Source organism: Bradyrhizobium sp. HKCCYLS3077 (genome assembly GCF_051167555.1).
GTDB lineage: Bacteria > Pseudomonadota > Alphaproteobacteria > Rhizobiales > Xanthobacteraceae > Bradyrhizobium.
The window spans coordinates 35,453-57,290 of the sequence record NZ_JBNPTH010000011.1 but is presented as its reverse complement, the minus strand read 5'-3'; the positions used below and the strand labels follow the sequence as shown (position 1 = coordinate 57,290).

18 protein-coding genes are annotated in these 21,838 nt (G+C 66.0%); 11 read left to right on the top strand and 7 right to left on the bottom strand.

From position 1 onward, the window contains the following. Nucleotides 1-53: 53 nt before the first annotated feature. Nucleotides 54-1,088, bottom strand: a complete 1,035-nt coding sequence (locus ACQR0Z_RS32595) for an aspartate-semialdehyde dehydrogenase (protein ID WP_434860410.1) — start codon at nucleotides 1,086-1,088, stop codon at nucleotides 54-56. A gap of 114 nt (nucleotides 1,089-1,202) precedes the next feature. On the opposite strand from ACQR0Z_RS32595, the gene ACQR0Z_RS32590 reads away from it, so the two are divergent. Further along, on the top strand, nucleotides 1,203-2,006 hold the full coding sequence (locus ACQR0Z_RS32590; protein ID WP_434921366.1) for a hypothetical protein: 804 nt from the start codon (nucleotides 1,203-1,205) through the stop codon (nucleotides 2,004-2,006). A 228-nt stretch (nucleotides 2,007-2,234) separates the two neighbouring features. Beyond that, the gene (locus ACQR0Z_RS32585) at nucleotides 2,235-2,615 is read left to right on the top strand and encodes a hypothetical protein (RefSeq protein WP_434860411.1); all 381 of its coding nucleotides are present in this window, start codon (nucleotides 2,235-2,237) and stop codon (nucleotides 2,613-2,615) included. 1,158 nt (nucleotides 2,616-3,773) lie between these two features. On the opposite strand, the gene leuB is transcribed toward ACQR0Z_RS32585, so the two are convergent. Then, nucleotides 3,774-4,886: a 3-isopropylmalate dehydrogenase gene (gene leuB / locus ACQR0Z_RS32580; RefSeq protein WP_434857816.1), complete on the bottom strand. Its 1,113-nt coding sequence runs from the start codon at nucleotides 4,884-4,886 to the stop codon at nucleotides 3,774-3,776. 277 nt (nucleotides 4,887-5,163) lie between these two features. On the opposite strand from leuB, the gene ACQR0Z_RS32575 reads away from it, so the two are divergent. Beyond that, nucleotides 5,164-6,384 (top strand): YbfB/YjiJ family MFS transporter, encoded by a 1,221-nt coding sequence (locus ACQR0Z_RS32575; RefSeq protein ID WP_434921365.1) that lies wholly within the window; start codon nucleotides 5,164-5,166, stop codon nucleotides 6,382-6,384. A 151-nt stretch (nucleotides 6,385-6,535) separates the two neighbouring features. Here ACQR0Z_RS32575 and ACQR0Z_RS32570 read toward each other — a convergent pair whose 3' ends face one another. From ACQR0Z_RS32570 to ACQR0Z_RS32560, 3 genes are all read right to left on the bottom strand, one after another. Further along, nucleotides 6,536-7,318: a molybdopterin-dependent oxidoreductase gene (locus ACQR0Z_RS32570; protein WP_434921364.1), complete on the bottom strand. Its 783-nt coding sequence runs from the start codon at nucleotides 7,316-7,318 to the stop codon at nucleotides 6,536-6,538. A 14-nt stretch (nucleotides 7,319-7,332) separates the two neighbouring features. Continuing rightward, nucleotides 7,333-7,962 carry a cytochrome b/b6 domain-containing protein gene (locus ACQR0Z_RS32565; protein ID WP_434921363.1) on the bottom strand — a complete coding sequence of 210 codons (630 nt, stop codon included), beginning with the start codon at nucleotides 7,960-7,962 and terminating at the stop codon, nucleotides 7,333-7,335. 199 nt (nucleotides 7,963-8,161) lie between these two features. After that, a complete protein-coding gene (locus ACQR0Z_RS32560; RefSeq protein ID WP_434857820.1) occupies nucleotides 8,162-8,716 on the bottom strand; it encodes a fasciclin domain-containing protein in 555 nt (184 codons plus the stop codon). A 494-nt stretch (nucleotides 8,717-9,210) separates the two neighbouring features. Between ACQR0Z_RS32560 and ACQR0Z_RS32555 the strand changes: the two genes are divergently transcribed. Continuing rightward, nucleotides 9,211-9,576: a hypothetical protein gene (locus ACQR0Z_RS32555; RefSeq protein WP_434921362.1), complete on the top strand. Its 366-nt coding sequence runs from the start codon at nucleotides 9,211-9,213 to the stop codon at nucleotides 9,574-9,576. A 13-nt stretch (nucleotides 9,577-9,589) separates the two neighbouring features. Here ACQR0Z_RS32555 and ACQR0Z_RS32550 read toward each other — a convergent pair whose 3' ends face one another. Continuing rightward, complete coding sequence (locus tag ACQR0Z_RS32550) at nucleotides 9,590-10,777, bottom strand: DNA topoisomerase IB (protein ID WP_434921361.1); 1,188 nt, start codon at nucleotides 10,775-10,777, stop codon at nucleotides 9,590-9,592. Nucleotides 10,778-11,155: 378 nt separating this feature from the next. Here ACQR0Z_RS32550 and acs point away from each other — a divergent pair, with 378 nt between their 5' ends. The 6 genes from acs to cysC all read left to right on the top strand — a co-directional run bounded on the left by acs (nucleotide 11,156) and on the right by cysC (nucleotide 19,967). Next, nucleotides 11,156-13,102 (top strand): acetate--CoA ligase, encoded by a 1,947-nt coding sequence (gene acs / locus ACQR0Z_RS32545; RefSeq protein ID WP_434921360.1) that lies wholly within the window; start codon nucleotides 11,156-11,158, stop codon nucleotides 13,100-13,102. 164 nt (nucleotides 13,103-13,266) lie between these two features. Further along, nucleotides 13,267-13,791 (top strand): L,D-transpeptidase, encoded by a 525-nt coding sequence (locus ACQR0Z_RS32540; protein ID WP_434877660.1) that lies wholly within the window; start codon nucleotides 13,267-13,269, stop codon nucleotides 13,789-13,791. Between the two features lie 162 nt (nucleotides 13,792-13,953). Beyond that, nucleotides 13,954-15,984, top strand: a complete 2,031-nt coding sequence (locus ACQR0Z_RS32535) for a methyl-accepting chemotaxis protein (protein WP_434921359.1) — start codon at nucleotides 13,954-13,956, stop codon at nucleotides 15,982-15,984. A 97-nt stretch (nucleotides 15,985-16,081) separates the two neighbouring features. Further along, nucleotides 16,082-17,101 (top strand): sulfotransferase family protein, encoded by a 1,020-nt coding sequence (locus ACQR0Z_RS32530; RefSeq protein WP_434921358.1) that lies wholly within the window; start codon nucleotides 16,082-16,084, stop codon nucleotides 17,099-17,101. Further along, complete coding sequence (cysD, locus tag ACQR0Z_RS32525; RefSeq protein ID WP_434921357.1) at nucleotides 17,098-18,072, top strand: sulfate adenylyltransferase subunit CysD; 975 nt, start codon at nucleotides 17,098-17,100, stop codon at nucleotides 18,070-18,072. Before ACQR0Z_RS32530 ends, cysD begins: the two co-directional genes overlap by 4 nt. Next, nucleotides 18,072-19,967 (top strand): adenylyl-sulfate kinase, encoded by a 1,896-nt coding sequence (cysC, locus tag ACQR0Z_RS32520; RefSeq protein ID WP_434921356.1) that lies wholly within the window; start codon nucleotides 18,072-18,074, stop codon nucleotides 19,965-19,967. The genes cysD and cysC overlap by 1 nt, the downstream gene beginning before the upstream one ends. A 27-nt stretch (nucleotides 19,968-19,994) precedes the next feature. Here the strand turns inward: cysC and ACQR0Z_RS32515 are convergent, their stop codons facing one another. Continuing rightward, entirely contained in the window at nucleotides 19,995-20,228 is a 234-nt protein-coding gene (locus ACQR0Z_RS32515) for a DUF1674 domain-containing protein (protein ID WP_434857829.1), read from the bottom strand. 196 nt (nucleotides 20,229-20,424) lie between these two features. Between ACQR0Z_RS32515 and ACQR0Z_RS32510 the strand changes: the two genes are divergently transcribed. After that, nucleotides 20,425-21,777, top strand: a complete 1,353-nt coding sequence (locus tag ACQR0Z_RS32510; RefSeq protein ID WP_434921355.1) for an RsmB/NOP family class I SAM-dependent RNA methyltransferase — start codon at nucleotides 20,425-20,427, stop codon at nucleotides 21,775-21,777. Nucleotides 21,778-21,838 lie beyond the last annotated feature (61 nt).

Here is a 21,838-nt window from a genome sequence, read left to right as displayed (position 1 = left end):
GTCATATGCGATGGCCGGACGCTTGCGGGAGAGGGGGCGCACCGGTGACTTTATCAGGCGGCCTTCTTCTTGGCGGTGATCAGTTTGCGGTTGATCAGGACTTCGGCGATCTGGATCGCGTTCAGCGCGGCGCCCTTGCGGAGGTTGTCGGAGACGCACCAGAAGGCGAGGCCGTTCTCGACCGTGCCGTCCTCGCGGATGCGGCTGATATAGGTGGCGTCCTCGCCGGCGGCCTCGTAGGGCGTCACGTAGCCGCCCGGCTCGTGCTTGTCGATCACGAGGCAGCCCGGCGCGTTGCGCAGGATGTTGCGGGCCTCGTCCGCGGTGATCGGGTTCTCGAACTCGACATTGACGGCTTCGGAGTGGCCGACGAACACCGGCACGCGCACGCAGGTCGCGGTGAGCTTGATCTTCGGATCCAGGATCTTCTTGGTCTCCGCCATCATCTTCCACTCTTCCTTGGTGAAGCCGTCTTCCATGAAGACGTCGATCTGCGGAATGACGTTGAAGGCGATGCGCTTGGGAAACTTGTTATTGACCAGTTCGTCGTTGGTGTAGACGGCCTTCGTCTGCGAGAACAACTCGTCCATCGCGTCCTTGCCGGCGCCCGACACCGACTGATAGGTCGACACCACCACCCGCTTGATGGTCGCCTTGTCGTGCAACGGCTTCAGCGCGACGACGAGCTGCGCGGTCGAGCAGTTCGGATTGGCGATGATGTTCTTCTTGTTGAAGCCGGCGGTGGCATCGGCATTCACCTCCGGCACGATCAGCGGCACGTCCGGATCCATGCGCCAGGCCGAGGAGTTGTCGATCACCACGGCACCGGCGGCGCCGATCTTCGGCGACCATTCCTTCGAGACCGTTCCGCCCGCGGACATCAGGCAGATGTCGACATCGGCAAAATCGTAGTGCTCCAGCGCCTTGCACTTCAGGGTGCGGTCGCCATAGGACACCTCGACGCCGACGCTGCGGCGCGACGCCAGCGCCACGACCTCGTCGGCGGGGAATTGGCGCTCATCGAGAATGTTGAGCATTTCCCGTCCGACATTGCCGGTCGCGCCGACCACTGCGACTTTGTAACCCATCGTTCACTCTCCGAAGAAATTTGGCCGATCGCGCGTGCAAGCGGAAACGGAAGCGGCAGCGCTTCTATGCGAGAAACGTCCCTGACACAACGTTACCACGACGTCTCGCATTCGATGCATCCCGATTCGGCCAGAACAGCCGCCACCACGCGTTCCGCATCCGTCCTGCAGGGGCTCACGAGCTTCGCGGACGAGGTCTGCGGCACCTTCGCGCGCCTGTTCGCCTATGTGGGGGCTCTGGCGCTGATCGCCATGCTCGGCGTGGCCGGCTGGAACCATCTCGAGGCGGGCGAGGACATTCCGTCCGGCCGCGCCGGCTGGACGCTGGCCGACGGCGCGGTGCCGGCCTTCTCGCTGCGCCTGACCGACCAGCCCGACAAGACCGCCACCTACACCGTGCTCACCCATCCTTCGGGCGGCCGCAAGGACGTGCTGCGCTGGGGCGAGCCGGCCGATCGGCCGGCGGCCGAGCTCGAGATCTACCGTTTCGGCCCGGAGCGCGATCCGCCGCAGGATTCTCGCGCCGATCTCGCAACCCGGATGGGACGCAACTCCGCGTCCGACCTCGAGACCGCCGGCGTGGTCGAGAGCCGGTTCGGACCGGTCAGCCTGGTGCGGCAGGCCGGCGCGCCCGAAGGCGCCGGAGCCTGCCTCGGCTTCCTCAAGACCATCGCCGAACCGGCCCTGCGCATCTCTGGATGGTCGTGCCAGGGCGTGACGATGCCGGCGCGCCGCGCGATGGTGGGCTGCATGCTCAACCGGCTGACCTTGCTGGCCTCCGACCAGGATCGGGCGCTGAGCCAGCTGTTCATGGGCCCCGATCAGCGCCGCGGCGGCTGCGATGGTCCGGCGGTGACGACCACGGCCGGCGACTGGGTGACGTCTCCCGCCAATCCGAGGCTGCGCGGCGCGCTGTGAATGGCTGCCTGCGTCTTGTTGTTGCGGGGTGTTGCTGCGCCGCGCCCCAGGGACCGCATCAGCCGCCAAGTGACGGATTTTGATGCAACTTTCCCGCCACAGCCGGAATTTATCTTCCCTGAGGTCGCGGGAATGACCTTGTGATGCCACAGCCGACCCAGATATTGTGCTGGCCAAATCATGCGCATGGCGAGCGCCCGCCCCTTTTGGCGCGAGGAAGAGGACGTGATGATTCAATTTTCTGCTGCGACCCGGGTCATGGCCTTGGCGGTGATCGCCGCGACCGGTCTTGCCGTCACGTCTGTTGCCGTCACCTCCGCTGAAGCCGCTCCCGCCAAGCGCCGCGCCGCGGCGGTTTATTCCAACGGCCCGAACTACTCGTACCAGTCCGGCCCGCGCACCCGCATCTACATCACCCGCCGCTCCTTCCTCGACGGCGGCACCGAAGTGCTGCCCGGTGAGCGCAAGTACACCGACTACGCCTATCCGCCGGCCATCGGCTATCCGTCGTTCGCCCGCGAAAACCTCAACCGCCCGATCGACCGCCAGCCGTTGATGGCGCCGTCCGATCTCGGCGGCTATCCGACCCGGATTCCGATCCCCTACTGAGGGCTGAGGCATCATCCGATCACCAAGGCCGGGCTTTCGCCCGGCTTTTTTGTTTCCAGAGACGGCCGTGATCCCTCGAAGGGCCGCGGCGTACTGGATGCCCGCCTTCGCGGGCATGACGATCGAGAGGCCAAGGACACGCTTCAAGGACACGCTTCAAGGACACACATCAAGGACACGCATTCAAGCAAACGCATCCTCGCACCCGCTCATCGCGTCCGAGTGTTGCTGCTCTCGCCGCCCCTATCGACAACAAGGGCGCAGGGAAGGCCGGGCCTCGGCTGAGGCCCGTGGCCCGCCTGCGAAAAACAATGCAGGCGGCAGGAACCACAGGTACAGCCGGATTCGACCCGGCCCTCCCTGCGCGATGGTTTTCACGCTTACTCTGCGCTCTCCCCGGTGTCCGGCCTGTTAGCCACCGTCGTCAGCGTAATGCACCAGGGCATCGCCGCGACTTGACGCCAGCATCGGGGCGCCAGGACCACGCAGCTTCACGTCCGCAAGAGCCTCGTTCGTCCGCACATCCCTCAAGGACATGCTGCGCGCCCTCACGGCCACCGCATCCCCGCCTCACGCCTCGTGACGATCGCGAAACGCCCCTTGTGGCGAAGCGGGATGAGAGGAGAGAAACATGAATTCTGGAAACGCGAAAGAGGAATTTTTGGCTTCAGCGGGGCGGCCGGGCTCAGCCGATTGATGGCGCGGGCGAAATCAGTTTTTCGGCGCCGCGGATTCTCAGCTGAAAAATCGGCGATCGAGCGTGCTTGCCGACGCCAATCGCGCAAAACAACGACCTGATTTGCCCGGCGGGCGGCCCACATTGCGCCTCGCAAGAAGGCGCGTTCGAGCCCGTGCTAATGAGTTGATCGAGCTGCATTCCCAGCGACGGTGCGCTCCCCTCCCCCTTGCGGGGAGGGGTCGGGGGTGGGGGTCTCCGGGCGATGCGGCCGATGAGTCCACGCGAGAACGAGACGCGGATGCGCCTGCGAACGAAACGCATCGAGGTGACGACTGACGATGACTGATTTGGAAAGATGAGCCGTTGCCCCAAGCGGAGCTCACTGGGTGGGGACCCCCACCCCCGACCCCTCCCCGCAAGGGGGAGGGGAGCAGAGCGTCCGCGCGGAAATAGCTCGGCTCAAATGAGCATCCGGCCGATTACGCCGTGAGCTTCTCCAGCTCCTTGATGATCGCCTCGCCCATCTGCGTGGTCGAAGCCGGGGTCGAGCCCTCGGCCTTGATGTCCGCCGTGCGCAGGCCGCTCGCCAGCACGGCGGCAATCGCGGCGTCGAGCTTGTCGGCGAGCGCGCCCATGTCGAAGGAGTAGCGCAGCGCCATGCCGAACGAGGTCAGCATCGCGATCGGGTTGGCGAGGCCTCGGCCTGCAATGTCCGGCGCCGAACCGTGCACCGGCTCGTACAGCGCCCGGCGCTTGTGGGTCTTGGCGTCGACCTCGCCGAGCGAGGCCGACGGCAGCATGCCGAGCGAGCCGGTCAGCATCGCCGCGATGTCCGAGAGCATGTCGCCGAACAGGTTGTCGGTGACGATGACGTCGAACATCTTCGGATATTTCACCAGGTTCATGCCGCCGGAATCGGCGAGCTGGTGCTCGAGCGTGACGTCCTTGTACTCGCGCGCGTGGACGGCCGTGACGACCTCGTTCCAGAGCACGCCCGACTTCATGACGTTGCGCTTCTCCATCGACGTCACCTTGTTCTTGCGCTTGCGCGCGAGGTCGAAGGCGACGCGGGCGATGCGCTCGATCTCATAGGTGTCGTAGACCTGGGTATCGACGGCGCGCTTCTGGCCGTTGCCGAGATCGGTGATGGTCTTCGGCTCGCCAAAATAGACGCCGCCGGTGAGCTCGCGCACGATCATGATGTCGAGACCCTCGACGATCTCGCGCTTCAGGCTGGAGGCGTCGGCGAGCGCCGGATAGCAGACGGCGGGACGCAGGTTGGCGAACAGGCCGAGATCCTTGCGCAGGCGCAGCAGGCCCGCCTCGGGGCGCACCTCATAGGGAACGCCGTCCCACTTCGGGCCGCCGACGGCGCCGAAGATGATGGCGTCGGCCGCCTTGGCCTTGTCCATGTCGGCTTCGGAGATCGAGGCGCCGTGCGCGTCATAGGCGGAGCCACCGACCAGGCCCTCTTCGGTCTCGAACGAGGCCAGCCCCTTGCCGTTCAGCCAGCCGATCAGCCGCTTCACCTCGGCCATCACTTCGGGGCCGATGCCGTCGCCGGGCAGCAGCAGGAGCTTCTGGGTCGCCATGGTCGTTGTCCTCGTAGGGCTTTTGTCATGCCCGGGCCTGAACCCGGGCCTCCATCATCTCTGGGCTGGATTGCCGGCTCGCCCCGATGGATCGGGGACGGCAGCCCGGCAACGACGAGAGTTGCAAAATCGGCGGAGTGCTAAAGCCCTCCTGCGTGGTTGGCAAGCCACCATTGCCGCTGCCCGTCTTCTGTCGCGCGGCGCCAGGCTATACGGTGCTCTGAAATGGCAGCCGGACAGCATGAATTGCCGGACATTCGCCGCGCCGGAGCATTTCTTGCCAAACTCACCCTCCGCCTCGACTCCGGGCCACCCGGCGTTGACCAATTTGACGCTGTCGCTCGGCCCCATCATCGGTCTCGGCATCGGCCGCTTCGCCTATGCACTGGTGCTGCCGGACATGCGCGACACGCTGCAATGGTCGTATTCGGCGGCCGGCTTCATGAACACGGTCAATGCCGCCGGCTACCTGATCGGCGCGCTGATCGCGTCGCAGGCGGCGCGGCGGTTCGGCGGGCTGGCCGCCGTGCGCGGCGGCACGGTGGCGGCTCTGGCGTCGCTCATGGTCTGCGCCATGACGGGCGACTTCGTCGCGTTGAGCGTGGCACGCCTGGTGACGGGGATCGGCGCCGGCGTGGCGCTCGTCGTCGGCGGTGCGCTGGCGGCGCGGGTCGCCCTGGCACGGCCGGCGCAGGCGAGCTTCGTGCTCAGCCTGTTCTATGCCGGGCCTCCGCTCGGCATCGTCGTCTCCGGCCTGATCGCGCCGTTCGTGCTGCAGGCCTTCGGGCCGGGCTCATGGTGGATCGTGTGGGCGGTGCTCGCCGGCGTCAGCGTGGTGCTGATCGTGCCGCTGATGCTGATGCGGCTGCCATCGAACGCCGCCATGCCGGAGACGCGCGCCGACCGTGTGTCACTGCGGCCGATGGCGATCTACCTGTTCGGCTACTTCCTCTATGGCGCGGGCTACATCGCCTATCTCACCTTCATGATCGCCTATGTGCGCGATCTCGGCGGCGGCGCCGCGGCGCAATCCGGCTTCTGGTGCCTGATTGGGCTGGCCGGTTTCACCACGCCCTGGGTGTGGCGCCGCGTGCTGGCGCTGGATCGCGGCGGCTGGCCGACGGCGCTGATCCTCACGGTGAATGCGATCGGCGCCGCCCTGCCCTCGCTCAGCCATTCGCCGGCCATGCTGACCTTGTCGGCGGCGGTGTTCGGCATCGCGTTCTCGACGGTGACCACCGCAACGACGGCATTCGTGCGCTTCAACCTGCCGCAAAGCGCCTGGCCGCGCACGATCGCGGCGCTGACCATCTCGTTCGGCGTCGGCCAGACCCTGGGCCCGTTCGCCGTCGGCGCGATCACCGATGCGATGGGCAGCCTGACCTACGCGCTGAACGTCTCGGCGGCGCTGCTGCTGCTCGGCGCGGTGATGGCCGCGATGCAGGGCAAGCTGAAGGCCACATACCGCGCCTCACCAACGGTGTCGTCCCGGCCTTGAGCCGGGACCCATACGCCGCGGCGGATGTCATGGGCAAAATGCCAATGACCTGCCGGCCTCAAACCACTCCCTGTGGGTCTGGGTCCCGGCTCAAGGCCGGGACGACAGCGGAGGGCGTGGCGGCGATCGCGATTCTATCTGGCAAAAGCGCTCAGCTCCCGCTGAACGAATTGTAGCCCTGGTCCTCCCAGTAGCCGCCCTTGTAGTCGTTGGTGACTTCCATCGCGACGACGTATTTGGGGTTCTTGAAGCCGAGCTTGGTGGGGACGCGGATCTTCATCGGGTAGCCATAGGCGCGCGGCAGGATCTGGTCGGCGAATTTGAACGTCATCTGGGTCTGCGGATGCAGCGCGGTGCGCATGTCCAGCGGCGAATTGTAGCCTTGGGAATCCGCGCAATTGAACCAGACATATTTGGCGCGGGTGTCGGCGCCGACCAGCTTGAGCAAGTCGCGCAGCGGCGTGCCGGTCCAGGAGCCGATCGCGCTCCAGCCTTCGACGCAGATGTGGCGGGTCACCTGCTTGACCTGCGGCAGCGCGTGCAGTTCCTCGAGCGTCCACGACTTCTTGTTGTCGACGAGGCCGCGCACCTCGAGCTTCCAGTCGGCGGCATCGATCTCCGGCGCCTCGTCGAGCGTGTAGTAGGCGTTGAACGGGAACGGTTTTGTGATTGCGCTCTCCGGGAAGGTCGGCGCCAGCGCGTCGGGATTGAAGATCCAGGACTGCACGGCGTCGTTGAACTTGGAGACCTTCTTGAGCAGCTCCTCGGCGCTGTCGCCGTCGACGACGTCGCAACCGGTCAGCAGAGTCAGCGCGCCGAGGCTGGCACCGCCGGTCAAGAAGCGGCGGCGGGTGAGATCGGGCATCGCCTTGATCGAATCCTTGATCAGCAGCCGCTTGTCGACGCCGGGAATGAGGAACGGACGCTTGGCCATGATGCAGTCTCCCCTTAGCGGCCGATGATCATCGCGCGCAGGCTTTTCGGCACCAGCAGCGCGAGCAGGATGTGGATGACCAGGAAGGCGCAGATCAGCGCCATGCAGACGAAATGAACGTAGCGCGCCGCCGGATAGTCGCCGAACAGCGTGACCAGCCAGTGCAGCTGCACCGGCTTCCAGATCGACAGGCCCGAGAGCACCACGACAATGCCGACCAGGATGATGCCGAGGTAGAGCAGCTTCTGCACCGCGTTGTAGACGGTGAGATCGGCATGCGACAGCTTGAAGGTCAGCGCGGCCTTGATGTCGGCGATGACGGCGGAGGGTGAGACCGGCAGCAGCTTGCGGCGGAACCGGCCGGTGGCAAGACCGGTGACGAGATAAGCGAGGCCGTTGAGCATCAACAGCCACATCGCGGCGAAGTGCCACAGCAGCGCGCCGCCGAGCCAGCCGCCGAGCGTGATGCTGCGGTCGAAGCGGAAGTCGAACAGCGGCGAGGCGTTGTAGATCTGCCAGCCTGACATGATCATCAGGATCATCGCGACGGCGTTGATCCAGTGCATGACGCGGACCCAGGCAGGCTGGATCACCTTGGCTTTCTCGGTGCTGATCGTCTGATCGGTGGCGGCGATGCTGGACATGGCGGGCTCGGTGGTTCGGGGTGGTTCCAGGCAGATATACGCCAAACGAAGGCCGGCCGTTACGCGCTCAAACCGGCAAATCGATGCTTTCGGAGCGATGGCGCTCACAAAAAAGCGAGCCGGGGTGGGCCCGGCTCGCTCGTGGTCACATCCGCGAGGAGGAGGAAGAAACGGATGCGACCGGTGTTTCCTCGCGCGATCAGGACGCGGGCAGCAGCACGGTGTCGATCACGTGGATCACGCCGTTCGACTGGTTGACGTTCGAGATCGTGACCGTCGAGGAGCCCCCCTTCGCATCCATGATCATCACGGTCTTGCCGTCACGCTTCACGGTGAGCTGCTCGCCCTCGACCGTCTTCAGCACCTGTCCGTCCTTCAGGTCGGCGGCTTCGAGCTTGCCGGGCACGACATGATAGGTGAGGATCTTGGTCAGGGTCGCCTTGTTCTCGGGCTTGACCAGGTTGTCGACGGTGCCGGCCGGCAGCTTGCCGAAGGCGGCATTGGTCGGCGCGAACACCGTGAACGGGCCCTTGCCCTCCAGCGTCTGCACGAGGCCGGCGGCCTTCACCGCGGCGACCAGCGTGGTGTGATCCTTCGAGTTCACCGCGTTCTGGATGATGTTCTTCGACGGATACATCGCCGCGCCCCCGACCATCACGGTCTTCTCCTCGGCGCTCGCGGGCGCGATGGCGATCGAGGTCAGCGACAGCGCGCTGAAGGCGGCGGCAGCGAGGAAGGCAATGCGCTTGGACATGGGTAGCTCCCTAAAGATGGCGCGGCAGGGCCGCGTGATGAGTTCGACGGCGACACCGATGCGGTTCAGAGCTTCGTGCTCTTGCGTCGTGTCGGGCCGAGCTACGCGTGCTTCGGGATGCGAGTTTCGCGGCAAAATTTAACGTGATCCGTGAAACCTCGGGGCATCGAGATCGTCTCGCCGACTCATTGACCGAGATGTCGCGCGCCGGAATGTCGCAGACCGCTGAACTCATCAGCACGGTGTCGGCCATTGGCCGATGGTCACAGCGAGGACTCGGCCATTAACTACGATGCCAGCCGGGCCTGGCCGAAGCTGCCGAAAACATTGCGAGTAAGACTTTCTTAAGGTTGATTGGTCGTCACGGCGCCGGCTGCGGGAAGGGGATGTCCTGCACTGTCCGGCGCGATCGGCGGGGGTTTCCAACAGTGAACAGAACGATCTGGATTGCGGGGTTCTGCCTCGTGATAATCTGCTGCTTGCTTGCAACGAAGATGGTGCTGGCGGCGGTCACGCCCGGTGACATCGATCGCGACCTGGCCGGCGAGACGACGTCGGCGCTGATCCGCGAACCCGTTCCCGGCGTTGATACGCTGAGCGAGAGCGATCGGAGTTTTGAAACCCAGCCGTTCGAACTGAACGACGCCGCGCGTCTGCCGCTGGTGTCGAAGTCCGTGCGTGTCGATGGGCGCGGCGCAGCTGTGACGCGCCGAACCAAGGTGCCGGCCAAGGCGGCCGTGCTGCGGCCCGCCAAGCGCAATCCTCAAGTTGCCAGGAGCGCGGCCGTGCCGTGCAAGCAGCTCGATCCGATCGCGCGCTTCCTAGCGTCGGCGAAAATCGGCCCGCGCTGCCAGGCCTAGTTGCTGCGCGAGATCAGGCCGAAACGGCCGTCACCACCTGCGCCAGCAATTGCTCGCGCTTCGTCTGCGAGCGCTGGCCCTTCATGGTCGCGGCGAAGCGTTCGAGAATGCCGTCCTCGAACGCGGTCACGATGGTATCGTGCACATAGCTCTTGCGGCAGATCGCCGGCGTGTTGGTGAGCTCGTCGGCGGCGGCGCGGATCGCTTCCAAAATCTGCTTCTTGCGGCCGCGCGCGCTGGCCGCCGGCGTGATCCGCGACAGCGTCTCCAGCGCGACGGCTGACGCCATCAGCGTGCGGAAATCCTTGGCCGAGATCTTGATGCCGGCGATCTCGCGCAGGAACGCGTTCACCTGTGTGGTCGATACGGCACGCACCACGCCTTGCGCGTCGCGATACTGGAACATGCGGCGACCGGGCAGGCCGCGCAGGATGCGGACGGCGCGGACCAGCTTGGCGGCATCGCATTCCTTGCGCACCGCCTTGCCGCCCTTGGCCTTGAAGGTCAGCACCAGGCAGTCGTCTTCGAGAAGAACGTTCGACTTTAACAGCGTCGCGGCGCCGCGGGTGCCGTTGAGCCGCGCATAGGACTCGCTGCCGGGGCGGATCGCGGTGCGCGCGATCAGCTCGATCACGGCAGCCAGCGCGAACTCGCGCGTCGGCTCCTCGCTGCCGAGATGCTTGGACACGGCGCGGCGGATGCGCGGCAGCGCGCCGACCAGCTTGGCCAGCCGATGCGCCTTGCGATGCTCGCGCACCTTTTCCCAATCGGTGTGATAGCGGTATTGCAGCCGCCCGGCGGCATCGATGCCGACCGCCTGCAGATGCGAGCTCGGATCGGCGGCGTAGCGCACCTCGCGATAGGCCGGTGGAACCGCCATCGCGTGCAGCCGGCGGATCGTGCCGGCGTGGCGGATCTGCGTGCCGTTGGCGCGGATGAAGGTGTAGCTCTTGCCGCGCTTGATGCGGCGGATCGTCAGCTCCGACTGATCGCCGAGCTTCAGCCCGATACGTTTCGCCAGTTCCTCGACCGTCGTCTTGGCGGAGCCTTGCGCATTGGCGGTCTTGGCGTGGGCCAGGTCCTTGAGCGTGAGCTTGCGGCGCCCCGGCTTGGGCGGCCACTGGCCCAGCGCCTTTGCGAGCGCGACCTCGGCGTCGGCCGGGCCGACCCGTGAGCTCTCGAAATTCTGCTGGTCCATCATTGTCTTAGACGCCCTGCCGCCGGTCTTATCCGCTCAATGCCCCGGCCGTCGTTTTGGTTCCGACCGGGTTATCCACAGCTTCCAGGCGATTTAGGGCGTCAGGACGCGGATGGCGAGTCCCTAAATTCAGGCAAATCGGCTACCTGATACCGCAACCGTGCCCGATTCGGGGTAACCTTGACGATCGGCTGGCACGATCACCAACAGTGCGGCCGACGCTGTCGCAACCTCCGCGCACAAATCTTTGATCCTGCGCAGACCGCTTCCCCGCCGAAGGTTCTACTTGTCCTGCCTTGTCGCCGCCGGTTACGGGGACGCATAGTGGGAACAACGACGGCCTGCGCTGGACCACGGCAGGCCGCATGCGGAGGGTGTGAAATGTCCGAGAAGATCTACGACGTTCCGGCCGAGTGGACGAAACGCGCCTTTGTCGACGACGCCAAGTACCAGGAGATGTACGCGCGCTCGATCAAGGACCCGAACGGCTTCTGGGCCGAGCAGGCCAAGCGCGTCGACTGGATCCATGCGCCGACCAAGATCGAGAACGTCTCCTACGCCCCCGGCAACATCTCGATCAAATGGTTCGAGGACGGCGTCCTCAACGCCGCCTACAACTGCATCGACCGCCACCTCGCCACCCGCGGCGACCAGACCGCGATCATCTGGGAGGGCGACGATCCCTCGCAGTCCAAGCACATCACCTATCGCGAGCTGCATGACGAAGTGTGCAAGATGGCCAACATCCTGCGCAACCGCAACGTCAAGAAGGGCGACCGCGTCACGATCTACCTGCCGATGATTCCGGAGGCGGCCTATGCGATGCTGGCCTGCGCCCGCATCGGCGCCATCCACTCCGTCGTGTTCGCTGGCTTCTCGCCGGACTCGCTGGCGCAGCGCATCAAGGATTGCGATTCCAAGGTCGTGATCACCGCCGACGAAGGCCTGCGCGGCGGCCGCAAGGTGCCGCTGAAGGCCAATGTCGATGCGGCGCTGAACAAGGTCGACAATGTCGACTGGGTCGTGGTGGTCAAGCGCACCGGCGGCAAGGTCGAGATGAACCCGACGCGCGACCTCTGGTACCACGAGGCCGCGGAGATGGTGACGACCGAGTGCCCGGTCGAGCACATGAATGCGGAAGATCCGCTGTTCATCCTCTACACCTCGGGCTCGACCGGCCAGCCCAAGGGCGTGCTGCACACCACCGGCGGCTATCTGGTCTATGCGTCGATGACGCATCAATACGTGTTCGACTATCACGACGGCGACGTCTACTGGTGCACCGCCGATGTCGGCTGGGTCACCGGCCACAGCTACATTCTCTATGGGCCGCTCGCCAACGGCGCTGTCACGCTGATGTTCGAAGGCGTGCCGAACTATCCGGACAATTCGCGGTTCTGGAACGTCATCGACAAGCACAAGGTCAACATCTTCTACACCGCCCCGACCGCGATCCGCGCGCTGATGCAGGGCGGCGACGAGCCGGTGAAGAAGACCTCGCGCGCGTCGCTCCGCCTGCTCGGCTCGGTCGGCGAGCCGATCAATCCGGAAGCCTGGGAGTGGTATCACCGCGTCGTCGGCGACAGCCGCTGCCCAATCGTCGACACCTGGTGGCAGACCGAGACCGGCGGCATCCTGATCACGCCGCTGCCGGGCGCGACCAAGCTCAAGCCGGGCTCGGCGACGCGGCCGTTCTTCGGCGTGGTGCCGGAGATCGTCGACGCCGACGGCGTCCCGCTCGAAGGCGAGTGCACCGGCAATCTCTGCCTCACCCGCTCCTGGCCGGGCCAGATGCGCACCGTGTATGGAGATCATGCCCGCTTCGAGATGACCTACTTCTCGACCTACAAGGGCAAATACTTCACCGGCGACGGCTGCCGCCGCGATGCCGACGGCTATTACTGGATCACCGGCCGCGTCGACGACGTCATCAACGTCTCCGGCCACCGCATGGGCACCGCCGAGGTCGAGAGCGCGCTGGTCGCGCATGCCAAAGTCTCGGAAGCCGCCGTCGTCGGCTATCCCCACGACATCAAGGGCCAGGGCATCTACGCCTATGTCACCCTGATGGCCGGCGAGACGCCGAGCGAGGAGCTGCGCAAGGAGCTCGTCGCCTGGGTGCGCAAGGAGATCGGCCCGATCGCCTCGCCCGACCAGATCCAGTTCGCGCCGGGCCTGCCCAAGACCCGCTCCGGCAAGATCATGCGCCGCATCCTGCGCAAGATCGCCGAGGACGAGCCGGGCAGCCTCGGTGACACCTCCACGCTGGCCGATCCCGGCGTGGTCGACGACCTCGTCCAGCACCGGCAGAACCGCAAGCAGGCGTAGGCGCGCTCCACCCCAATTACCGACATTGTGGCGCTCCCGCGGCGAAATTCCGCGGGAGTGTTGTTTTCAGGTCATTTACTCGCAGGCGAAGTTTTCCTTTCCTCAAGCCATCCGAGCGCTCGGGCTGGAGCGCGCACCGAACGCGATCAGGTGAGGGGATGGCAATGCGGACTGGAACGATCAGGCAGGCGGCCGCGATGGCCGCCGCGGCAATCGCAATCACGATGGCGGGCATCGGGACAGCGTCGGCCCGGCCCGAACTGGTCCCCATCGCCGGCGACTATTCGCCCGGCACGATCGTCGTGAAGACCGGCGAGCGGAAGCTCTATCTGGTGCTCGATGGCACCCACGCCATGCGCTACACGGTCGGCGTCGGCAAGGCCGGCCGGCAATGGGCCGGCACCACCAAGATCGACGGCAAATACAAATATCCGGCCTGGGCGCCGCCGGCGGACGTCAAGCGCGACAAGCCGAACATTCCCGACGTCATTGCCGGCGGCTCGCCGCAGAATCCGATGGGCGTCGCGGCGATGACGCTGGCCGGCGGCGAATACGCGATCCACGGCACCAACGTGCCGGGCTCGGTCGGCGGCTTTGTCTCCTATGGGTGCATCCGCATGCTCAATACGGATATCACCGACCTCTACGAGCGGGTGTCGATCGGCACCAAGGTGGTGGTGACGCGCTGAAGAATGCCCGGCCGATGCAGGGGATATGCAGCCGTAGAATAGAGTTCCCTCTCTGCGGTTCCCGACGGGAACTTTTTACCTGTAGTTGTACGGCCTGAGGTATTTATATCTTCTTTAATCTTGGTTGAGCCTACTACCCAGATACAACTCTGGGGAGTGGGAATGTTCGGCTTACATTTCAAGATCGGGACAAAGCTCGGGATTACGGCGGGGATCGGTGTGATCCTGGTCGCGGGCATGCTGGCCAACCAAATCGTCGGCAATCAATCGATCGCCGAGCTGACTCGCCTCGCCGTGATCAACATGGCCAACAAGTCCAACGCGCAAGGGGCCGATGCGGCGCTGCTGCGCGCGCAGCTCAACCAGCAGGAGATCGCCCGCGCCGCAACGCCTGAGCGGCTGCAGAGCAGCCTGCAGGCGCTGCAGACCAACCTCGCGGCGGCCGGCAGTGAAGTGGAAGCCGCCCGCCAGCGCGCGACCCGCGCCGTGGCGCAGCAGCTGTACGCGGAGATTCGCCAAGCCATCGACAAATCCGCCGCAGCCGGAGCCGATTTCGCCAAGGCGCGCGGCGAGGTGCTTGCCAAGACCGCGGCCCGCAGCCAGGCCTTCGATGCCTGGAAGCGCAGCTTTCCCAAGCTGACGAGCCTGCCCAGCCTGCTCGCCTCCCCCGTGCATTTCAGCATCGAATCGGAGCTGCGCACGGCCGATGCCGCCATGGCGTCGATCAACGCGGCGAGCTGGCGTTACGGGACCAACGCGGATCCGGCGCAGCGCGACGTCGTGACCGCGGGGCTGGAGACGCTGCTCGCCGATCTCGGGAAGTCCCGCGAGCTCACCAACAACAAGGACATCCAGGCTGGCATCGACGAGCTCATCAGCATCGCGACCGCGTTCAAGGCGGCGGCGCTGGACTACTTCAAGGCCGACGAAGCCAGCCGGCGCATCTTCGACGAGACAGTGGTCACGACAGACCAGGAGATCAGGAAGCGTCTCGGCGAAGGCGTCAAGATCGCGACCGACATGCTGTCGCTCCGGCAGAGCCAGCTGTCAGCCGAGATGGAGCGCGTCGGCAACGTCGCGATCCTGGTCGGCGCGCTGGTGGTGCTGATCCTGATCGGCTCGGCGGTGTTCTCGTCGCTGACCATCGCCCGTCCGATCCGGCGCGTCGGCGACGTTCTGCTCGAGCTCGCCGGCGGCAACAAGGCGGTGGAAATTCCCTACACGCAGCGGGGTGACGAGGTCGGCGACAATGCGCGCGCGGCCCGCACCTTCAAGGACAATCTGATCCGCATCGAGCAGATGGAGCAGGACCAGAAGAACCAGGAAAAGATCGCGGCCGAGAGGCGCAAGGCGGAGATGATGAAGCTCGCGGACGCCTTCCAGGCAGCCGTCGGCGGCATCGTCACCACCGTATCGTCAGCCGCGCATCAGCTCGAAGGCGCCGCGGGCACACTCTCGGGCACCGCCAACCAGACCCAGTCGTTGTCCAGCATGGTCGCCGCAGCCTCGGAGGAAGCCTCGACCAATGTCGGCGCCGTGGCCTCGGCGACCGAGGAGATGAGCGCCTCGGTCACCGAGATCAGCCGCCAGGTCCACGATTCCAGCCGCATCGCCAATGAGGCGGTCAGGCAGGCCGAGCGCACCGACGGCCGCATCAACGAGCTGCAATCGGCCGCGGGCCGGATCGGCGATGTGGTCAAGCTGATCACCGCGATCGCCGAGCAGACCAACCTGCTGGCGCTGAATGCGACCATCGAGGCCGCGCGCGCCGGCGAGTCCGGCCGCGGGTTCGCGGTCGTCGCGAGCGAGGTCAAGGCGCTCGCGGCGCAGACCGCCAAGGCCACCGAGGACATCGGCACGCAGATCGCCGGGATGCAGGCAGCGACACAGGAGTCGGTCGCCGCGATCAAGGAGATCGGCGCGACCATCACGCAGATCTCCGACATCGCTGCGACCATCGCCGCCACCGTCGAACAACAAGGCGCCGCGACGCGCGAGATCGCCCGCAATGTCGGCGAAGCCGCCAAGGGCACGGCGGAGGTCGCGCAGCGGATCACCGAGGTCAACCGGGGCGCCAGCGCCACCGGAACGGCCTCGGGCCAAGTGCTCGACTCCGCGCGCTCGCTGACGCTCCAGAGCAGCAATCTCAAGGTGGAGGTCGAGCGATTCCTCGACACCGTGCGCGCCGCCTGATCGACCGGCGCGGTCGCCCGCGATCGCGCCCCGCACGCATTGCATCCCGAAGCACATTCTCAAGCTTTTTTCGAAACTCAAGGACAGGAGCAGACACATGCTTCTCGACACGAACTCGGCTGCGTCCATTGCAGAGATGGCCGCTCTGATCAGGACCGAAGACTCCTCGCTCGACACCATGTCGCTCACGCCCGTCGGCGCCTTCCAGAACAGGACCGTGACGCTGCACACGCTGATGCGCGAGGTCACGGAGTCTCTTGCCGAGGCGTTCCGGCGACGCCCGGCGCAGGCCTTCCCGATGCTCTATTTCGCCTGCGGCAAGGCCAGGGTCGGATCGACCGCGCTGAGTAACCTGTTCGGCATGACCGGGATGCCGTCCTACTATCAACCGCTGAAAGCCATGCTGCGTGATGCGATGGTCGGCCAGCCGCTCACGCCCTGGATCATTCCGCAAGCCGCCGACCAGCCGAATCTGTTCAGCAAGGAGACGATCGGCCCCTATGTCATCGCGGAGAGCCTGTTCAATCCGCTCAAGCTGCTGATCGATGCGGGGTATCCGCCGCACCGGCTCCACCTGATCGCGCTCGATCGCGAGCCAGCGAGCGCGCTCGCGTCCTGGCTGGACAAGCTGATCTCGCGAGCCTCAGAAAATACTTTGCTGGCGCACTACATCATCGCCGCCCTCAGCGCGGCAAGAGTGTCGAGCTACGCGAGACAGCAGGGAGTTCCCGTCACGCACTACGTCTACGAAGTCAGCAAGGAGCCGATCGCATCGGTTCGCGTGCTGTTCGATCGCCTCGGCCTGTCCGCAAGCTTCGCAGAAGACGCGGTGACGAGCTGGCAACAGCCGGGACAGGAGCATGGGAGCAATGCCCGGGTCATCTTCCCGAGCGAGGCCGCAATCTACAAGGTGCCCAATCTCCACACCTCCGACAGCGCCTATCGCTTCCAGCCGCGCGCGACAGGCGCGGTGACAAGTGCTCAGCTGGAGCTGCTGGAGCGCTGCGGCGTCAACGACGTCTATCGCGCCTCGGTGGCAGCCTGCATTGGCGATCTCGGCCTGAATGCCGCGGCATCGTCGCGCCTGTTCGGCGAGCGTGCGGGAGTGGCGGCATGAATGGGATCATTGATCGCGCACCCGCGACGACGACATCCAGATTCCGGCCGCCGGAGACCGAACCGCAGCCGCAAGCCCTCAGCCATCTGCGCCGGCTCGAAGCCGAGAGCATCGCCATCCTGCGCGAGGTCGCGGCCGAGTTTCGCAAGCCGGTGATGCTGTATTCGATCGGCAAGGACTCCTCGGTGCTGCTGCATCTGGCGATGAAGGCGTTCCATCCCGGCAAGCCGCCGTTTCCGCTGCTGCACATCGACACGACCTGGAAGTTTCGCGACATGATCGCGTTCCGGGACCAGCGCGTGCGAGAGCTCGGACTCGAGCTTCTGGTGCACGTCAACCCGGATGGGCTCGCCCAGCGCATCAATCCGTTCGTCCACGGCTCTGCGCTCTACACCGACGTCATGAAGACCCAGGCGCTGCGCCAGGCCCTGGACATGCATGGCTTCGACGCCGCCATCGGCGGCGCGCGTCGCGACGAGGAGAAATCGCGCGCCAAGGAGCGCATCTTCTCCCATCGCAGCATCACGCATCGCTGGGACCCGAAGAACCAGCGGCCGGAACTTTGGAACCTGTACAATACGCTGCTTGCGCCCGGCGAGAGCATGCGCGTCTTCCCGCTCTCGAACTGGACGGAGCTCGACGTCTGGGACTACATCCACCTCGAGAACATCCCGATCGTGCCGCTGTATTTCGCAAGTCTGCGGCCGGTGGTCGAGCGCGACGGCGCGCTGATCATGGTCGACGACGAACGCATGCCGCTGCGGCCGGGCGAGACGCCGGAATGGCGGTCGGTCCGCTTCCGCACGCTCGGTTGCTATCCGCTGACAGGCGCTGTGCCGTCGACGGCGGCAGACCTCGCCGCGATCGTGCGCGAGATGATGGCGTCCCGCACCTCGGAGCGGCAGGGCCGCGTGATCGATCGCGACAGCGCGGCCTCGATGGAGCGCAAGAAGGTGGAGGGCTATTTCTGATGGCCGGGCACCACGCGACAATCGGACGGACGCAGGCGTCCGCCAGCACACACGCGCAGGACAAGCCGACCCTGCGTCTCGTCACCTGCGGCAGCGTCGACGACGGCAAGAGCACGCTGGTCGGACGGCTGCTCTATGATTCGAAGATGCTGCTCGACGACCAGCTCGACGCGCTGACCTTGGACAGCAAGGCGTCCGGCACCGCCGGACCGCCGCTGGACTTCGCGCTGCTGGTCGACGGGCTGCAGGCCGAGCGCGAGCAAGGCATCACCATCGACGTCGCCTACCGGTTCTTCGCCACGCCGCGCCGCCGCTTCGTCATCGCTGATACACCCGGCCATGTCCAATACACGCGCAACATGGCGACCGGCGCCTCGCAGGCCGACCTTGCGCTCGTCCTGGTCGACGCCCGCAAGGGTGTCGTCGGCCAGACCCGCCGCCACAGCCATATCCTCGCTTTGCTCGGCGTCCGTCACGTGCTGGTGGCCGTCAACAAGATGGACCTCGTCGGCTTCGACTCCGAACGCTTCGCCACCATCTCGGCCACCTGCCGCAGCCTGGCCGAGCAGCTTGGGATCAGCGATGTGCAATGCATCCCGGTGGTGGCCTGCGACGGCGACAACATCATCGGCGGCAGCGCGCGCATGCCCTGGTATGTCGGGCCGAGCGTGATGGAGCATCTCGAACAGGCCGACGTGTCCGACGGCATCGCAGACCGGCCGTTCCGCTTTCCGGTGCAATGGGTCAACCGCCCGCATGCGGAGTTTCGCGGCTTCAGCGGCCGTGTCGCCAGCGGCACGCTGCGCTGTGGAGATCCTGTCGTCGTCCAGCCCTCGGGGCGGCGCAGCCGCGTCACCGGCATCGTCACGGCCGACGGCCGGCTGCAGCAGGCCGTATCCGGGCAATCGGTGACGCTGCTGCTCGCCGACGAGATCGATGCGAGCCGCGGCGACGTACTGACCTCCGGTGCGTCACCCGTGGTGACGGATCACTTCACCGCTCATCTGATCTGGTTCGATGACGAAGCCATGCGGCAGGGCCGCGGCTATTTGCTCAAATCGGGCACATCGTCGATCGGCGCCGTGGTCTCTGCCATGAAACATCGCGTCTGCATCGAGACGATGGCGCATGAGGCCGCCGCGACGCTGGACGCCAACGAGATCGGCTGTGTCGATATCGCGCTCGACCGGCCGCTGGTCTGCGAGGCGTACCGCGACAGCCACGCACTGGGCAGCTTCATCCTGATCGATCCGTTCAGCCGGCGCACGGTTGCTGCTGGGCTGATCGATGCGCCGTTGCGACGGCCTGCCGAGATCAGCTGGCACCCGCTCACGGTCGACAAATCGGTGCGCGCCCGCCTCAAGCAGCAGAAGCCCTGCGTGCTCTGGCTGACCGGCCTGAGCGGAGCCGGCAAGTCGACCATCGCCAACCTCGTCGACCGCCGGCTGTGCGAGCTCGGCCGGCACAGTGCGCTGCTCGATGGCGACAATCTCCGCCACGGCATCAACCGCGATCTCGGCTTCACGCCGGAGGCGCGGGTCGAGAACATCCGCCGTGTGGCCGAGATCGCCGCGCTGTTCGTCGACGCCGGCCTGATCACGCTGGTGTCGCTGATCTCGCCGTTCCGCGCCGACCGGGAGATGGCACGCCGTCGCTTCGATGCCGGCGAATTCGTCGAGATCCATGTCGCCACCTCACTGGCGAGGTGCGAGGCGCGGGACCCCAAAGGCCTCTACAGGAAAGCGCGCGCCGGAGAGCTTTCGAACTTCACCGGACTAGGCCAAGCCTATGAAGCACCCGAACGGCCGGAGATCACGATCGATGGCGACACTCTCTCGGCCGACGCGGCCGCCGATCAGATCGTGCGCTATCTGCGCAACCAGCACTATCTCTGACGATGGACCACGTTCCAAGCAATGGCCTCAGAAGTCCGAGATGATGCCCTTTCGTTCCCAGTCGCCGTAGCGGGTCGGCTCCGGCCCCTTCGGGCCCTGCAGCTCCTTCGGCATCGGTGTCTCAGCCTGCTCGGCAGCAAGGCGCCGGCGCTCCTCCGCTTCGGCGAGCGCGCGCTGCGCGGCCGGGCTCAGCGGCTTGCGCGGCGCGTCATTGCTGGCCACCAGCGTCAAAGCGGGCTTACCTGAGGACTCATCGCTCATCGTACCATTCCACCATTGAACCGGATCATTGCCGACATCATCAGATCGTGTGAGCACGCTCGATAAAACAGGTCTAAAAAAAGCAGAGCCGATTCTTACATTTGGCATATTCCCGTGGCAGAGGTCCCGCAAGCTGATGGCATGCACCCCGATCGTCGCGGAACTGCCTTTCTTCTTTCGCGAGTAGTCTCCAGGCATGCCTCCGCCGCGTTTTGCGACCCCTTCCGAAGTTCCGGGCCTTGCCGCCCGGCGCATCGCCGCCGATGTCATCGACGGGGTCCTGCACAAGCACCGTACCCTCGATGATCAGCTCGACGGCACCGGTGCGCATCCCGGGCTGAAGCATCTCGCCGATCGTGACCGTGCGCTGATGCGACGCCTTGTGGCGACCACACTGCGTCGGCTCGGCACGCTCGGAAACGTGCTGTCGCGGCTGTTGGATCGCGGCATTCCGACCGATGCACCGCGCGCCCAGAGCGCGCTGCTGATCGGCGCGGCGCAGATCCTGTGGATGGACGTGCCGGATCACGCCGCCGTCGACCTGTCGGTCCGACTGGTCCAGGCCGACCGCCGCGCCGCCAAGTATGCCGGGCTGGTGAACGCCGTGCTGCGGCGCTGCGCGCGCGAGGGCACCGCGCTGCTCGACGACACAATGGGCCAGCCGCTGGACATCGCGCCCTGGCTGCTCGCGCGCTGGATCGCGCATTATGGCGAGGCGACCGCCAAGGACATCGCGGCCGCGCTCGGCCAGGAGCCGTCGCTCGATCTCACCGTCAAATCCGACCCGGCATCTTGGGCCTCGCGCCTGCATGGCGAGGTGCTGCCGACCGGCACCGTGCGCACCCTGCTGCATGGCTCGGTCACGGTGCTGCCCGGCTTCGCCGAAGGACAATGGTGGGTGCAGGACGCGGCAGCCGCTTTGCCTGCGCGGCTGCTCGGCGACGTCGCCGGCAAGACCATTGCCGATCTCTGCGCCGCCCCGGGCGGCAAGACCGCCCAGCTCGCCCATGCCGGCGCCCGCGTCACCGCGGTGGATCGGTCGCCTGCCCGGATGAACCGGCTCAAGGAGAACATGACCCGGCTGCAGCTGACGACCGAGACGGTCGTGACTGACGCGGCTGAATGGCAGCCGGCCGACGGCGCCGGCTTCGACGGCCTGCTGCTCGATGCCCCCTGCAGCTCGACCGGCACCATCCGCCGGCATCCCGATGTCGGCTGGCTGCGCAGCGAGGCCGACATCACCGCGCTGTCCGGCCTGCAGGCCCGGCTCCTGACCCGGGCCGCCAGCCTGCTAAAGCCCGGCGGAATCCTGGTGTATTGCACCTGTTCGCTCGAGCCCGAGGAAGGCGAGCGGGTGGTCGAGAGCGCCCTCGCCGGCGGCGCCGAGTTGCGGCGCATCCCCATCACCCCCGCGGAGGTGGCCGGGCTTGCCGAACTCGTGACGGCGGCGGGCGATCTGCGAACACTACCCTGCCATCTGCCGCACCGGGACCCGCGGCTCGGCGGTCTCGACGGATTTTATGCCGCGAGGCTGGAGCGGCGCGCGTGAGCGTGTCATCGTGCATGACGTGCACCGGCGCAATGCCGGTACCGGATTGAGGGCGTGCGGG

What these genes read in the sequence shown, in the direction of transcription:
- ACQR0Z_RS32510 (WP_434921355.1), top strand. Translation starts at nt 20,425, where the DNA reads ATGCCTCCGCCGCGTTTTGCGACCCCTTCCGAAGTTCCGGGCCTTGCC.
- ACQR0Z_RS32570 (WP_434921364.1), bottom strand. Translation starts at nt 7,318, where the DNA reads ATGGCCAAGCGTCCGTTCCTCATTCCCGGCGTCGACAAGCGGCTGCTG.
- acs (WP_434921360.1), top strand. Translation starts at nt 11,156, where the DNA reads ATGTCCGAGAAGATCTACGACGTTCCGGCCGAGTGGACGAAACGCGCC.
- ACQR0Z_RS32565 (WP_434921363.1), bottom strand. Translation starts at nt 7,962, where the DNA reads ATGTCCAGCATCGCCGCCACCGATCAGACGATCAGCACCGAGAAAGCC.
- ACQR0Z_RS32560 (WP_434857820.1), bottom strand. Translation starts at nt 8,716, where the DNA reads ATGTCCAAGCGCATTGCCTTCCTCGCTGCCGCCGCCTTCAGCGCGCTG.
- ACQR0Z_RS32515 (WP_434857829.1), bottom strand. Translation starts at nt 20,228, where the DNA reads ATGAGCGATGAGTCCTCAGGTAAGCCCGCTTTGACGCTGGTGGCCAGC.
- cysC (WP_434921356.1), top strand. Translation starts at nt 18,072, where the DNA reads ATGGCCGGGCACCACGCGACAATCGGACGGACGCAGGCGTCCGCCAGC.
- ACQR0Z_RS32540 (WP_434877660.1), top strand. Translation starts at nt 13,267, where the DNA reads ATGCGGACTGGAACGATCAGGCAGGCGGCCGCGATGGCCGCCGCGGCA.
- ACQR0Z_RS32555 (WP_434921362.1), top strand. Translation starts at nt 9,211, where the DNA reads ATGGTGCTGGCGGCGGTCACGCCCGGTGACATCGATCGCGACCTGGCC.
- ACQR0Z_RS32585 (WP_434860411.1), top strand. Translation starts at nt 2,235, where the DNA reads ATGATTCAATTTTCTGCTGCGACCCGGGTCATGGCCTTGGCGGTGATC.
- leuB (WP_434857816.1), bottom strand. Translation starts at nt 4,886, where the DNA reads ATGGCGACCCAGAAGCTCCTGCTGCTGCCCGGCGACGGCATCGGCCCC.
- ACQR0Z_RS32535 (WP_434921359.1), top strand. Translation starts at nt 13,954, where the DNA reads ATGTTCGGCTTACATTTCAAGATCGGGACAAAGCTCGGGATTACGGCG.
- ACQR0Z_RS32550 (WP_434921361.1), bottom strand. Translation starts at nt 10,777, where the DNA reads ATGATGGACCAGCAGAATTTCGAGAGCTCACGGGTCGGCCCGGCCGAC.
- ACQR0Z_RS32530 (WP_434921358.1), top strand. Translation starts at nt 16,082, where the DNA reads ATGCTTCTCGACACGAACTCGGCTGCGTCCATTGCAGAGATGGCCGCT.
- cysD (WP_434921357.1), top strand. Translation starts at nt 17,098, where the DNA reads ATGAATGGGATCATTGATCGCGCACCCGCGACGACGACATCCAGATTC.
- ACQR0Z_RS32595 (WP_434860410.1), bottom strand. Translation starts at nt 1,088, where the DNA reads ATGGGTTACAAAGTCGCAGTGGTCGGCGCGACCGGCAATGTCGGACGG.
- ACQR0Z_RS32590 (WP_434921366.1), top strand. Translation starts at nt 1,203, where the DNA reads ATGCATCCCGATTCGGCCAGAACAGCCGCCACCACGCGTTCCGCATCC.